The organism is Streptomyces sp. S.PB5, from assembly GCF_030403745.1.
Classification (GTDB): domain Bacteria; phylum Actinomycetota; class Actinomycetes; order Streptomycetales; family Streptomycetaceae; genus Streptomyces.
Genome location: NZ_JAQMWP010000009.1, coordinates 292,887 through 305,829, shown reverse-complemented (window position 1 = coordinate 305,829; position 12,943 = coordinate 292,887). Strand labels below are relative to the sequence as shown.

Genomic DNA, 12,943 nt, shown 5'->3' with positions numbered 1-12,943 from the left:
CGCCCGTGCCCCTGGATTCCCGGGCAGCCGCCGCCGGGCCCGTTTGGTCCGCGGGCCGCTGTGTATCCAAGGGTTGCGCGTCTCACGAAAAAAGGAACTTGCGTTTCACAGAGTGAGACATGAGTATCGTTGCATGGACAACAGTAGCGGCGTCGGCGTTCTGGACAAGGCAGCCCTTGTCCTGAGCGCACTGGAGTCCGGTCCGGCCACCCTCGCGGGCTTGGTCGCGGCGACCGGACTGGCACGACCCACGGCCCACCGGCTGGCCGTGGCCTTGGAACACCACCGTATGGTGGCGCGCGACATGCAGGGTCGATTCATCCTCGGCCCTCGCTTGGCCGAGCTGGCCGCGGCCGCGGGTGAGGACCGCCTCCTCGCCACCGCGGGCCCGGTGCTCACGCATCTCCGCGATGTCACCGGCGAGAGCGCGCAGCTCTACCGCCGCCAGGGCGACATGCGCATCTGCGTCGCCGCGGCGGAGCGGCTGTCCGGCCTTCGGGACACCGTCCCGGTCGGTTCGACGCTCACCATGAAGGCCGGCTCCTCGGCCCAGATCCTGATGGCCTGGGAGGAGCCCGAGCGCCTGCACCGCGGCCTCCAGGGCGCCCGCTTCACGGCCACCGCGCTCTCCGGCGTACGACGCCGGGGCTGGGCCCAGTCCATCGGCGAGCGCGAGCCGGGCGTCGCGTCCGTCTCCGCGCCCGTGCGCGGCCCCTCCAACCGCGTGGTGGCCGCCGTGTCGGTCTCCGGCCCCATCGAGCGCCTCACGCGCCACCCGGGCCGTATGCACGCCCAGGCGGTCATCGACGCCGCCGCCCGCCTCTCCGAGGCCCTGCGCCGCACCGGCTGACACCCCGGGAGCGACAGCGGGAGACGACAGCGGGGAGGACCTGCCCCAACGCCGCGGCAGGCCCTCCCCGTCCCCCGGTCCCCCCGTCACCTGGCTTCTTCGGCCACCTTCGCCTTCGCCGAACGGTGCGCGAACCGGTCCTTCCCGGTCCGCCCGCGCCGCTCCAGCGGTATCTGCCCGTGCGCTGCCGCCAGCCCGAAGGCCGGCATGTCGGCGTAGATCGACTCGTACGATCCCTCGGGCACCACGTAGGTCTCGTGCCACAGCCCGACATGCTGCCTGGCCTTCCCGGCCTTCTCCTTGCGGTTGATGATCTGCCACGCCCGCCGGTGGAACATGTCCGGCGCCTGCGCGTACTCGTAGAGCTTCTCCTTGGCCTGCCAGTACTGGACGACGTAGTACGTCCGCGGGCTCGCCGTCAGCAGGACATGGCCCAGCAGGCCTCGCTCGGGCGCCTTCTGCAGTTCGCGCAGCATCCTCGGCATGGCCAGCAGGACCGGGAACCAGTGGTGCACCGCCCAGAAGTGGTTGATCCGCATGCCGATCAGCAGGACGACCACATCGCCCTCGGTGTCGGCGGTGGTGCGCCCCGGTGCCGGCTTGGCGAACATGACGAGCCCCCCGTTTCCCCTGTCGGATAGCGGAACTATCCTTGCGAGTGGTGCTTGGATAGTGGCACTCCCCAATGAAGGGCGCAAGACATGCGGCTGGCCGAACTGAGCGAGCGCAGTGGGGTGTCCACCGCGACGATCAAGTACTACCTGCGCGAAGGGCTGTTGACCCCCGGCCGCCAGATCAACGCGACCACGGCCGAGTACGACGAGGAGCACCTGCGCCGGCTGAAGCTGATCCGCGCGATGATCCAGGTCGGCCGGGTGCCGGTGGCGACGGTCCGGGAGGTGCTGGGCCATGTCGACGACGACTCGCTTCCCCGCGCGACGCGACTGGGGGCGGCGGTCTGGGCGATGCCGCAGGTGCCGGAGCCGGACGCGGACGACGAGTTCGTACAGGGCGCCCGGGTCGCGATGGAGGAGTTGCTGCGGACGCTGGGGTGGTCCAACGCCCTGGCCATGACGACGGTCTCGCCCTCCTTCCGCTCCCTCGTGGTCGCGGCGGCCGCACTGCGCCGGCTCGGCTACGACTGGGCCCCCGAGACCCTCGTCCCCTATGCCCGGCTGATGCGCCAAGTCGCGGAGCTGGACATGGAGTTCATGGAGTCGCATGTCTCGGAGGCCGAGAAGGCGGAGGTGGCGGTGCTGGGTGTGGTGCTCGTCGAGCCGATGCTGCGGGCGCTGCACCGGCTGGCACAGGAGGAGGAGTCGACGCGGCGATACGGCTTCGAGTGAGCAACGCGAAAGGCCCTCCACCGAAGTGGAGGGCCTTCACTGTGTACCCCCGACCGGATTCGAACCGGCGCTACCGCCTTGAGAGGGCGGCGTGCTAGGCCGCTACACAACGGGGGCGTGGAGCCTGCTGGCGTTCAGTACTGCACCGCCGCAGGTCCGAGCTGGTCTACCTGGACTCGAACCAAGACTAACTGAACCAGAATCAGTCGTGCTGCCAATTACACCATAGACCAATGTGGTTTAGACCAGTCAGTACCCCCGACCGGATTCGAACCGGCGCTACCGCCTTGAGAGGGCGGCGTGCTAGGCCGCTACACAACGGGGGCCCTAGCGATCCTGCATCGATGATGGTGGGAGCTACCCGAACCACCTTCGCGGGAAGGATCTGTACCCCCGACCGGATTCGAACCGGCGCTACTGCCTTGAGAGGGCAGCGTGCTAGGCCGCTACACAACGGGGGCTTTGCAGATGCTGTGTTTAATTCAAAGCGTCTGCGAGCTGGCCTACCTGGACTCGAACCAAGACTAACTGAACCAGAATCAGTCGTGCTGCCAATTACACCATAGGCCACTGGAACGCAAGCCCCGAGGGGGATCTTGTTCTAGTTTCACGCTGTGGGTTTCCGGCCTCTCGGCCCGCTCCCCTCGGCGCAGGAAGAACATTACCCGAAGGTGGACGGGGCTCCAAAACGGGTATCCGCGCCGAGGATCGCAGGGAGTTCGGCGAGGGTGGCGATCCGCTGCAGGCCGACGGGTGCGTCGCTCGTCGCGTACACGCCGTCACGATCGATCCAGAACGAGTGCAGGCCCGCCTCGGCGGCACCCCGACCGTCGATCTCCGGGTGGTCCCCGACGTAGGCCACCTGCTCCGGGGCGAGGTCCAGCGCCTCGCAGGCCGCGTGGAAGGCCCCGGCCTCGGGCTTGGAGACACCGAGTTCCGCCGCGCACAGAACGACCTCGAACCGGTCGTACACACCGAGGGCGCGCAGCTTGCGGTCCTGCACGTGGATGCTGGAGTTGGAGAGCACGGCGTGCCGGTGACTGAGGGCGAGGGCATCGAGCACCGGCAGCACGTCCGGGAAGAGCTCCCAGACGGTCTCGTAATGCGCGACGTACCGCTGGAACCAGGCGTCGGCCTCGGCGTCGGTCAGCTCCTCCCCCAGGAACACCCGCACCCGGTCCCGCCGCTGCTCCTGGAAGTCGACCTCGCCGGCCGAGAAGCGCGCCCACTGGGCGTCGGTGACCTCCCGCCAGCGCACGATGGCCTGCTCGACGCTCTCGTACCCGGCCAGCAGCCCCTCGGCCGCCAGATGCAACCGCATCCCGGCCCGGTCGGCGCCGGTGTAGTCGAAGAGGGTGTCGTCCACGTCCCAGACCACGGCACGGATGCTCATGATCCGACGGTAACCCGGTGCCCCGGGGCGCGTCCGGCGTTCGCGGCACGTCAGGAGGGATCGGGGGCGACGAAGAAGTCCGTGACGAAGCAGGCGACCTCACCGGTCGCGGTGCGGCCGACCCAAGTCGGGTAGAGCCCGTCACCCCAGCCGGAGGTGAAGGCCGCCAGGGTATGACCGGTGCGGGTGGACGTGACGAGGTGAGGGCCCTCCGACCAGTCACTGTTCTCGAAGGCGTCCCACAGCGGTCCCTCTTCCTCCTCGGTCTCGGGGAAGGACTGCTCGGCGGCGGCGTCGTAGAAGCAGCCGGTGCCGGCGTCGACGCCGTAGCCGAAGAACTCGTCGTCCTTGAGCTCGGCGGGGTCCTGGCCGGGAAGGAGGGCCAACTCCCAGGTGACGGTGGGTTCTTCGCGTATGACGAGGCGGGCCGCCGCAACCCGCCGGTGGGGGCGGGCGTCCGCGGGCTCGTCGGGGCGGGTGAGGGTGGCGACGGCCGCCTCGACGCGGTAGCGGCCGGGGGCGACGGTGACCGTGAACGGCTCGATGTCCCCGGAACCGAGGTAGACGAAGGGGTCGCAGGCGACGAGGTGCCCGGTGGGCAGGTCCAGCTGACCACCGTCTGCGATGTGGATCACGCCGGTGGTACCGGACTCGTAACTGAACGTGCTGCCCTGCGTGAACAGCCAGGTGTAGTCGCGAGGGGACATCGGCATGACGGCGCCTTTCCGGATCTTGGATGCGGTGAGCCGGAACAGTAGTGCGCGCCACTGACAACGACGTGTGAGGGGGCGGCGGCCACAGTGTGGCCGCCGCCCCCTCACACGCGTGTGGCGCCTACGCCGCCAGCCTCGCCAGCGCCGCGTCGATGCGGGCCAGCGTGGTCTCCTTGCCCAGGATCTCCAGGGACTCGAAGAGGGGGAGGCCGACGGTGCGGCCGGTGACGGCGACGCGGACCGGGGCCTGGGCCTTGCCGAGCTTGAGGCCGTGGGCCTCGCCTGCGGCCAGGACGGCCTCCTTGAGGGCCTCCGCCGAGGTCCAGTCCGCCGACTCCAGCTTCTCGCGGGCCGTCGTCAGGAGGGCGTCGCTGCCTTCCTTCATGGCCTTGGTCCAGCTCGGCTCGTCGAAGACCGGCTCCGGGAGGAACAGGAAGTCGACGTTGTCCGTGATCTCCGAGAGGACCTTGAGGCGGGTCTGGGCGTGCGGGGCGACCGCCTGCCACTTGGCCTCGTCGAAGTCCTCCGGGGCCCAGGGGGCGAAGGGGGCCTTGAGCCACGGGGCGCAGCGCTCCGTGAAGTCCTTCACATCGAGCATGCGGATGTGGTCGCCGTTGATCGACTCGCACTTCTTGAGATCGAAGCGGGCCGGGTTGGGCTGGACGTCCGCGATGTCGAAGGCCGCGATCATCTCGTCGATGGTGAAGATGTCCTGGTCCGCGGAGAGCGACCAGCCGAGGAGGGAGAGGTAGTTGAGCAGGCCCTCGGGCAGGAAGCCGCGCTCGCGGTAGAGGTTGAGCGAGGACTGCGGGTCGCGCTTGGAGAGCTTCTTGTTGCCCTCGCCCATGACGTACGGCAAGTGACCGAACTGCGGGGTGCCCTTGGCGATGCCGAGCTCGATCAGCGCCTTGTACAGGGCGATCTGACGGGGCGTCGAGGAGAGCAGGTCCTCGCCGCGCAGGACGTGGGTGATCTCCATCAGGGCGTCGTCGACGGGGTTCACGAGCGTGTAGAGGGGCGCCCCGTTGGCTCGTACGATCCCGTAGTCCGGGACGTTCTCCGGGGTGAACGTCAGTTCGCCGCGGACCAGGTCCGTGAAGGTGATCGTCTCGTCGGGCATGCGGAAGCGGACGATCGGCTCGCGGCCCTCGGCCCGGTAGGCCTCCACCTGCTCGGCGCTCAGGTCGCGGCAGTGGCCGTCGTAGCCGGACGGCTTGCCGGCGGCGCGGGCGGCCTCGCGGCGCTCGTCCAGCTCGGCCTGGGAGCAGTAGCAGTGGTACGCGTGACCGGCGTCCAGGAGCTTGGCCGCGACGTCCTTGTAGAGGTCCATGCGCTGCGACTGGCGGTAGGGCGCGTGCGGGCCGCCGACCTCGGGGCCCTCGTCCCAGTCGAAGCCCAGCCAGCGCATCGAGTCGAGCAGCTGGTCGTACGACTCCTCGGAGTCGCGGGCCGCGTCGGTGTCCTCGATGCGGAAGACGAGCGTGCCCTGGTGGTGCCGGGCGAACGCCCAGTTGAACAGGGCGGTGCGGACCAGGCCCACATGGGGGTTACCGGTGGGCGAGGGGCAGAAACGTACGCGGACGGGTGCGCTAGCCACGCTTGACAACCTTGTTGGTGAGAGTGCCGATGCCTTCGATGGTGACGGCGACCTCGTCGCCGACGGTGAGCGGTCCGACGCCTGCCGGGGTGCCCGTGAGGATGACGTCGCCGGGGAGCAGCGTCATGGCCTCGGAGATGTTGACGATCAGATCCTCGATCGGGTGGATCATCTCGCTGGTACGGCCGAGCTGGCGCTGCTGGCCGTTGACCGTGAGCTGGACGACGAGGTCGCTCGGGTCGAGGTCGGTCTCCACCCAGGGGCCGAGCGGGCAGGAGGTGTCGAAGCCCTTGGCCCGGGCCCACTGCTTCTCGCGCTTCTGGACGTCGCGCGCGGTGATGTCGTTGGCGCAGGTGTAGCCGAGGATGACGTCCTTGACGCGCTCGCGCGGGACCTCGCGGCACATCCGGCCGATCACCACGGCGAGCTCGGCCTCGTGGTGAAGTTCCTCGGAGAAGGACGGGTACTGGATCTCGTCGCCGGGGCCGATCACCGAGGTGGACGGCTTGAAGAAGGCGAACGGGGCGTCGGGGACCTCGTTGCCGAGTTCGCGGGCGTGCTCCGCGTAGTTGCGGCCGTAGGCCACGACCTTGTTGGGGAGCACCGGCGGCAGCAGCCGGACCTTGCTCAGCGGGACCTTCGTACCGGAGAGTTCGAAGTCGGCGAACGGGATGCCCTTGATGATGTCGAGGACGAGCTCGTCCGGCTTGTCGCCCTCGACCGCGCCGAAGGCGACGTTCCCGTCGATGGAGAATCTGGCGATGCGCACGGGATTCCTGCGCCCCTCACTGAGCTGGCTGGAGTCTGACGCTCCAGGCTAACGCGGCAAGGGGCGGGCACCTCGCGTATTACGCGGGTGCCCCGGGTCGTACGGCCGTGATCTACTCGGCGGCGGCGGTGACCGGAACGTCCATGAGGACCGTGCGGCGCGGGTTGGCGGTCTGGGCCGGGAGGTCGGCGGAGTGCTCCGGGAGCTCCGGGGTCTGCAGGTCGTCGGCGTCCTCGAGGTGCGCCAGCGTCGTGCGCCGCGGGTTGGCCATGTTGCGGAACATCATCGTCGTCTTCACGGTTGTACTGGGCCCCGTCGTGAGTGAGTTGGCAGTTTCCTACGTGTTGTAAAGCGTCAGGCTAAACATGCAATTCCCTCAGGAAGCCGGGAAGACCCCTTGATCCGCGTGTGAGTTTGCTCACCACCTCAGGGGCAAACCGGTCAATCCGGGCTCGCAACTCACCCCAACGAAACGGACATTGACCCCCTGAAGCCATCATTCCGCTCCTGATCATGGCGACTGGGACACCCCTCGCATCGCAGCGATCCGTTGACATAAGTCCGTTATGGGTGAGATCACTTTCTACGTCCGGTAACCCTTCACTCACGTGCTGTCACCTAGGTCACGGCTCGGCCTACGGCCCTTGTTGGAGATCCTGCACTGTGCTGGAATCTCACGGACCGCCGCAGGATCGAGCCGGCGCACAGGGGGCGCACCGCGCGCCGAGTGGCGGCGAGATAGGGGGAACCAGCGCCGGTCACTCACGACCATGGGGGGCGTAATTCAGGGCGCCCCCCAGTACGCCGACACCGTGTCCTTCCGTTCACGCGGAGGGGTGCCTGGTCCAGAGGTTGCGACGCTAGTGCAGGGACGTTTCAAGAGGGATGGCAGCGCTTCGGCGGAGCCGGAGCCGCACGGCGGGACTGGCCCCATGAAAGGCAGCTCCGCGCCCCAGCACGCCCAGAACCCGGCCGCGTCCGGCAACGGGGGCGAGCGCCCCGGTGCGCCGTCCTCCGGGCCGGCCGCCCCGCCGTTGAAGCCGCCGAAGGGCCCGAGCGGTCCCGGCTCGCGAATAGCGCTGCGCAACTGGCGTATCTCCACGCGTCTGGTCTCGCTGCTCGCGCTGCCCGTGGTCGCGGCCACCTCGCTGGGCGCGCTGCGCATCAGCGACAACCTGGACGACATCCAGCAGCTCGAGAACATGAAGCTGCTGACGGACATGACCAAGCAGGCCACCGCCCTGGCCGAGGCGCTCCAGAACGAGCGCGACCAGTCGGCCGGCCCGATGGCGCACGGCTCCAGCGCGAGCGACTACACGATCAAGGGTCTGCGCGACAAGACCGACCGCGCCCGCGAGGACTTCGTCGACTCCTCGGAGGAGATCGACACCGAGGGCGGCAGCCTCGAGGGCGTCCGCGACAACGTGGTGAACCTGGTCACCAACCTGCGCACCATCGAGTCGATCCGCAACGGCGCCTACTCGACCAAGGGCAACTCCACCCAGACGGTGGAGGCCTACCACCGCCTGATCGAGCAGCTGCTCGACCTCTCGCAGGACATGGCGCAGGCGACCAGCAACCCCGACATGATCCAGCGGACGCGTTCCCTGGCGGCCTTCTCCGCCGCCAAGGAGTACGCGTCCGTCCAGCGTGCCGTCCTGGCCGCGGCCCTGCCCGCGAACAAGACGCAGTTCGGCGACCTCTCCGAGAACGACCGGCTGTACGCGCAGTCGGCGCTCAGCAGCGAGGAGTCCGAGCTCAAGAGCTTCCAGTCCATCTACGGCGAGACGGCGGCCGTCGAGCTCCTGGAGCCCATCGGCGACCAGAACGCGACCATCCAGTCGACCGACACCTACGCCAGCCGCGCCCTGAGCTCCCAGAACGGCCTGGAGAACCTGGACAAGCGGTCGTACCAGGACTGGGTGGACGACAGCTCCACCAAGATCGACCAGATGAGCAAGATCGAGCTCACGCTGCTCGACCAGATGGAGCAGAAGGCCCGCGAGCTGCGCAACGAGTCGGAGCAGGAAGCCATCATCTCCGGTGCGCTGATCCTGCTCGTGCTCGGTATCTCGCTCGTCGGCGCCTTCGTCGTGGCCCGCTCCATGATCCGCTCGCTGCGCCGTCTGGAGGAGACCGCCACCAAGGTCGCCTCCGACCGGCTGCCCGAGCTGGTCAAGCAGCTGTCCGAGTCCGACCCGCAGGACGTCGACACGTCCGTGGAGTCGGTCGGTGTGCACTCCCGCGACGAGATCGGCAAGGTGGCCGCGGCCTTCGACGACGTGCACCGCGAGGCGGTCCGCCTCGCCGCCGAGCAGGCCCTTCTGCGGGGCAACGTCAACGCGATGTTCACCAACCTCTCGCGCCGCTCCCAGGGTCTTATCCAGCGTCAGCTCTCGCTCATCTCCGAGCTGGAGTCCCGTGAGGCCGACCCGGACCAGCTGTCCTCGCTGTTCAAGCTGGACCACCTCGCGACCCGTATGCGCCGGAACGGCGAAAACCTCCTGGTCCTCGCCGGTGAAGAGCCCGGCCGCCGCTGGACCCGCCCGGTCCCGCTGGTCGACGTGCTCCGCGCCGCGGCCTCCGAGGTGGAGCAGTACGAGCGCATCGAGCTGGCCGCCGTGCCGACCACCGAGGTCGCCGGCCGAGTCGTCAACGACCTCGTGCACCTCCTCGCCGAGCTGCTGGAGAACGCGACCTCGTTCTCCTCGCCGCAGACCAAGGTCAAGGTCACCGGTCACGCGCTGCCCGACGGCCGTGTCCTGATCGAGATCCACGACACCGGCATCGGCCTCTCCCCCGAGGACCTCGCGGCGATCAACGAGCGGCTCGCCTCGCCGCCCACCGTGGACGTCTCGGTCTCGCGCCGCATGGGTCTGTTCGTGGTCGGCCGGCTGTCCCAGCGCCACGGCATCCGCATCCAGCTCCGCCCGTCCGACTCCGGTGGTACGACCGCGCTGGTCATGCTGCCCGTCGATGTCGCCCAGGGCGGCAAGAAGCCGCAGCCGAAGCCCGGTCAGGGTGCCGGTGGCGGCGCCCCGTCCGCCGCGCAGGCGGCCGCCGGTGTGGCCGCGGCCCGTCGGGGCAACGGCCAGGGCGGCGGTCCCCTCGGGGCCGGTGCTCCCGCCGGTGGCGGCGGTGCCCTCGGCGCCGGTCCGCAGGCCGGTGGTCGGCTCGCCGCCGGTCAGGGTCCGCGGGCCGCACTCCCGGGCACGGGCAACGGTGGCCGTCCGGGTGCGCCCGGCGGTGCGCGTGGGCCCCAGGCTCCGCAGGGCCGGCCCGCCCCGGCCGGTGCGGGCGCCGGCTTCGGCGGCCAGGCTCCGGGTGCCCCGCAGGGTCTGCAGGCCGCCGGTACCGCAGCGCCGCAGGACGCCTTCGGCGGCACGCGCGGTCCGGTTCCGCCGCAGCAGCCCGCTCAGGGCGGCTCGGGCAATGAGCAGGGCGGTCGCCGTGGGCGGCTGCTCGGTGGCCGCGGCGGTCCGCGGGCCGAGCTGCCCGGCGGCAACCAGCAGCCCCGTACGCCCAGTTGGAGCGACGAGAACGCGCAGCCGCAGATCTCGCACACCTCCCTTGACACCCCGCGCGGCCACGACGAGGACCCCTCGCAGACCTCCCGTATGCCGCGGATCGACGACCGGCAGGGACCGGGCGCGACCACGGAGATGACGGCGATCCCGCGGGCCGGCGGTCCTCAGGGGCCCGGCGCCGTACCGGAGTTCCCGCGCCCCGACTTCGACGCGCCGCAGAACACGGGCCAGTTCGCCCGGCCGGGCACCGCACAGGACACCGGGCAGTTCGCCCGGCCCGGCGTGAACCCCGCCCAGGACCCTGGTCAGTTCGTCCGCCCCGACGTCTTCGGCACCGCGGGCCGCGACAACCCGTCCACCACGGGCCAGTTCCCGGCTCCGCAGGCCTACGACAACGGCTCCACCGGGCAGTTCCCGGCTCCGCCGCAGCCGTACGACAGCAGCTCCACCGGCCAGCACTCCCTGCCCGGCCGCCAGGCCCCGCAGAACACCGGCCAGTTCGAGCGGCCGCAGACGGGCGGCGGGCGCGGTCCGGCCGACTTCGGCACCCCGCGTCCCCCGGTCCCGCAGCGTCCGCAGCGGCCCGCCCGCCAGGAGCCCGAGGCACTGCCTCCGGCGCCCGGCGCGGGCGACGGACGTACGCCGCTGTACGACACGCTGGAGACCAACTGGTTCCACGGTCAGCAGGGACAGCAGGCGGACGGCCAGGCCCCGCAGCAGCCCCAGCAGGCTCCCGCGGTTCCAGCAGCTCCCCCGCAACGTCCCGCAGCCAACGCAGCCTGGCGCAGCTCGCCGAACGACGACCTCGTTCGGCAGGCGGAGCGCGTACGGCAGCCGGCCGCGGGCGGTGTCACCACCTCCGGTCTGCCGCGCCGGGTACCGCGGGCGAACCTCGTCCCGGGCACGGCTCAGCAGCAACAGCACCAATCCGGTCCGGCGGTCTCCCGTGCGCCTGATGACGTACGCGGCCGGCTGACCAATCTCCGTCGGGGTATCGCGCAAGGTCGTCAGGCCGGCAACGGCCAGACGGGCAGCTTCCCGAGCCCCACTCACCAGCAGGAGCGTTAGTTGAGCCAGATGAGCCAGGCGGCACAGAACCTCAACTGGTTGATCACCAACTTCGTGGACAACACCCCAGGGGTGTCCCACACCGTCGTCGTGTCCGCCGACGGTCTGCTGCTGGCGATGTCCGAGGGCTTCCCCCGCGACCGTGCCGACCAGCTGGCGGCCGTCGCGTCCGGTCTCACCTCGCTGACGGCCGGGGCCTCCCGGATCTTCGAGGGCGGCAACGTGGCACAGACGGTCGTCGAGATGGAGAGGGGTTTTCTCTTCCTCATGTCCGTCTCGGACGGCTCGTCGCTCGCCGTACTTGCGCACCCTGAGTGCGACATCGGCCTCGTGGGCTACGAGATGGCACTGCTCGTCGACCGCGCAGGGGCGGTGCTCACACCCGACCTCCGCGCCGAACTACAAGGCAGTCTGCTTCACTGACCGACCCCGGATCCACCCGCCTCACCAAATCACCGTCCGGCCGCCACAATCCCCCCATCGGCCACATCTGACGGCCCGACTTGAGACCGATTTGCTGTCCCGCCCGGAGGATTCATGACCCCGCCCACCGCCTCTCATGATCCGTACGCGGAGCCGTACGAGGATGAGGGCGACCAGCCGCTGGTACGTCCGTACGCGATGACCGGCGGCCGGACCCGGCCGCGCTACCAGCTCGCCATAGAGGCCCTGATCAGCACGACGGCCGACCCGGCAGCGCTCATGGGGCTGCTCCCGGAGCACCAGCGCATCTGCCACCTGTGCCGCGAGGTCAAGTCGGTGGCCGAGGTCTCGGCGCTGCTGTCCATGCCGCTCGGTGTGGCCCGCATCCTCGTCGCGGACCTCGCCGAGGCAGGACTCGTCGCCATCCACCAGCCGGGCGGCGACGAGAGCACCGGCGCTCCGGACGTGACACTGCTCGAAAGGGTGCTCAGTGGACTTCGCAAGCTCTGACGGAGGCCGGGCGACCACCTCCGCGAAGATCGTGGTGGCCGGCGGCTTCGGCGTCGGCAAGACCACGTTCGTGGGCGCCGTCTCCGAGATCAACCCGCTGCGCACCGAGGCCGTGATGACGTCCGCGTCGGCGGGCATCGACGACCTCACCCACACCGGGGACAAGACGACCACCACGGTGGCCATGGACTTCGGCCGTATCACGCTGGACCAGGACCTGATCCTGTACCTCTTCGGTACGCCGGGCCAGGACCGCTTCTGGTTCATGTGGGACGACCTGGTGCGCGGCGCGATCGGTGCGGTGGTCCTGGTGGACACCCGCCGCCTGGCCGACTGTTTCCCCGCGGTCGACTACTTCGAGAACAGCGGACTGCCCTTCGTCGTCGCCCTCAACGGCTTCGACGGGCACCAGCCCTACGCCCCTGAAGAGGTGCGCGAGGCGCTGCAGATCGGTCCGGACACCCCGATCATCACGACGGACGCCCGGCATCGCTCGGATGCGAAGAGCGCGCTGATCACGCTGGTCGAGCACGCACTCATGGCACGGCTGCGGTAGCACCCAAGTCGTCCGTGCCGTACGGAAGTTGTCGTAGGCGCCCCGGAGCCGGCTGTGTCCTTTGACACGGTCGGCCCCGGTGTTCATAACGTTTCGGCAGAGGAATCGGGTGATACGGCCACGCGTCGTTGCCAACCGGTCTCACTGCGCGCACAAAGGCCCCGTCTTTTGACGGGGCTCGCTCTTTATGA

12 protein-coding genes and 5 tRNA genes are annotated in these 12,943 nt (G+C 69.7%); 6 read left to right on the top strand and 11 right to left on the bottom strand.

Annotated elements, in window-relative coordinates; translation table 11 throughout:
* The first annotated feature begins 133 nt into the window (after positions 1–133).
* Complete coding sequence (ndgR, locus tag PH203_RS24975) at positions 134–850, top strand: IclR family transcriptional regulator NdgR (protein WP_015036427.1); 717 nt, start codon at positions 134–136, stop codon at positions 848–850.
* 86 nt (positions 851–936) lie between these two features.
* Here the strand turns inward: ndgR and PH203_RS24970 are convergent, their stop codons facing one another.
* A complete protein-coding gene (locus tag PH203_RS24970) occupies positions 937–1,461 on the bottom strand; it encodes a DUF4188 domain-containing protein (protein WP_289922720.1) in 525 nt (174 codons plus the stop codon).
* Positions 1,462–1,551: 90 nt separating this feature from the next.
* Between PH203_RS24970 and PH203_RS24965 the strand changes: the two genes are divergently transcribed.
* Positions 1,552–2,196: a MerR family transcriptional regulator gene (locus PH203_RS24965; protein WP_289922719.1), complete on the top strand. Its 645-nt coding sequence runs from the start codon at positions 1,552–1,554 to the stop codon at positions 2,194–2,196.
* 44 nt (positions 2,197–2,240) lie between these two features.
* Here the strand turns inward: PH203_RS24965 and PH203_RS24960 are convergent.
* From PH203_RS24960 to PH203_RS24915, 10 genes are all read right to left on the bottom strand, one after another.
* Positions 2,241–2,313: transfer RNA gene (locus PH203_RS24960), tRNA-Glu, on the bottom strand.
* Between the two features lie 44 nt (positions 2,314–2,357).
* Positions 2,358–2,429 (bottom strand) — tRNA-Gln (locus PH203_RS24955).
* A 20-nt stretch (positions 2,430–2,449) separates the two neighbouring features.
* A tRNA-Glu gene (locus PH203_RS24950) sits at positions 2,450–2,522 on the bottom strand.
* Positions 2,523–2,584: 62 nt separating this feature from the next.
* A tRNA-Glu gene (locus PH203_RS24945) sits at positions 2,585–2,657 on the bottom strand.
* A gap of 37 nt (positions 2,658–2,694) precedes the next feature.
* Positions 2,695–2,766: transfer RNA gene (locus PH203_RS24940), tRNA-Gln, on the bottom strand.
* 91 nt (positions 2,767–2,857) lie between these two features.
* On the bottom strand, positions 2,858–3,589 hold the full coding sequence (locus PH203_RS24935; RefSeq protein WP_289922718.1) for an HAD family hydrolase: 732 nt from the start codon (positions 3,587–3,589) through the stop codon (positions 2,858–2,860).
* A gap of 50 nt (positions 3,590–3,639) precedes the next feature.
* Positions 3,640–4,302 carry a DUF4241 domain-containing protein gene (locus PH203_RS24930; protein ID WP_289922717.1) on the bottom strand — a complete coding sequence of 221 codons (663 nt, stop codon included), beginning with the start codon at positions 4,300–4,302 and terminating at the stop codon, positions 3,640–3,642.
* A gap of 121 nt (positions 4,303–4,423) precedes the next feature.
* Positions 4,424–5,908, bottom strand: a complete 1,485-nt coding sequence (gene gltX, locus PH203_RS24925; protein WP_289922716.1) for a glutamate--tRNA ligase — start codon at positions 5,906–5,908, stop codon at positions 4,424–4,426.
* A complete protein-coding gene (locus PH203_RS24920; protein WP_289922715.1) occupies positions 5,892–6,668 on the bottom strand; it encodes a fumarylacetoacetate hydrolase family protein in 777 nt (258 codons plus the stop codon). The genes gltX and PH203_RS24920 overlap by 17 nt, the downstream gene beginning before the upstream one ends.
* A gap of 112 nt (positions 6,669–6,780) precedes the next feature.
* The gene (locus PH203_RS24915) at positions 6,781–6,966 is read right to left on the bottom strand and encodes a hypothetical protein (protein ID WP_289922714.1); all 186 of its coding nucleotides are present in this window, start codon (positions 6,964–6,966) and stop codon (positions 6,781–6,783) included.
* 565 nt (positions 6,967–7,531) lie between these two features.
* On the opposite strand from PH203_RS24915, the gene PH203_RS24910 reads away from it, so the two are divergent.
* From PH203_RS24910 to PH203_RS24895, 4 genes are all read left to right on the top strand, one after another.
* Positions 7,532–11,263: a sensor histidine kinase gene (locus PH203_RS24910; protein ID WP_289922713.1), complete on the top strand. Its 3,732-nt coding sequence runs from the start codon at positions 7,532–7,534 to the stop codon at positions 11,261–11,263.
* Positions 11,264–11,272: 9 nt separating this feature from the next.
* Positions 11,273–11,686 carry a roadblock/LC7 domain-containing protein gene (locus tag PH203_RS24905; RefSeq protein ID WP_003973453.1) on the top strand — a complete coding sequence of 138 codons (414 nt, stop codon included), beginning with the start codon at positions 11,273–11,275 and terminating at the stop codon, positions 11,684–11,686.
* Between the two features lie 114 nt (positions 11,687–11,800).
* Complete coding sequence (locus PH203_RS24900) at positions 11,801–12,196, top strand: DUF742 domain-containing protein (protein WP_289922712.1); 396 nt, start codon at positions 11,801–11,803, stop codon at positions 12,194–12,196.
* Positions 12,177–12,752, top strand: coding sequence for an ATP/GTP-binding protein (locus tag PH203_RS24895; RefSeq protein ID WP_015657619.1), 576 nt, complete (start codon positions 12,177–12,179; stop codon positions 12,750–12,752). Before PH203_RS24900 ends, PH203_RS24895 begins: the two co-directional genes overlap by 20 nt.
* Positions 12,753–12,943: the final 191 nt, after the last annotated feature.

Coding starts and splice junctions, on each gene's coding strand:
- ndgR (WP_015036427.1), top strand. CDS start 134: ATGGACAACAGTAGCGGCGTCGGCGTTCTGGACAAGGCAGCCCTTGTC.
- PH203_RS24970 (WP_289922720.1), bottom strand. CDS start 1,461: ATGTTCGCCAAGCCGGCACCGGGGCGCACCACCGCCGACACCGAGGGC.
- PH203_RS24965 (WP_289922719.1), top strand. CDS start 1,552: ATGCGGCTGGCCGAACTGAGCGAGCGCAGTGGGGTGTCCACCGCGACG.
- PH203_RS24935 (WP_289922718.1), bottom strand. CDS start 3,589: ATGAGCATCCGTGCCGTGGTCTGGGACGTGGACGACACCCTCTTCGAC.
- PH203_RS24930 (WP_289922717.1), bottom strand. CDS start 4,302: ATGCCGATGTCCCCTCGCGACTACACCTGGCTGTTCACGCAGGGCAGC.
- PH203_RS24905 (WP_003973453.1), top strand. CDS start 11,273: ATGAGCCAGGCGGCACAGAACCTCAACTGGTTGATCACCAACTTCGTG.
- PH203_RS24900 (WP_289922712.1), top strand. CDS start 11,801: ATGACCCCGCCCACCGCCTCTCATGATCCGTACGCGGAGCCGTACGAG.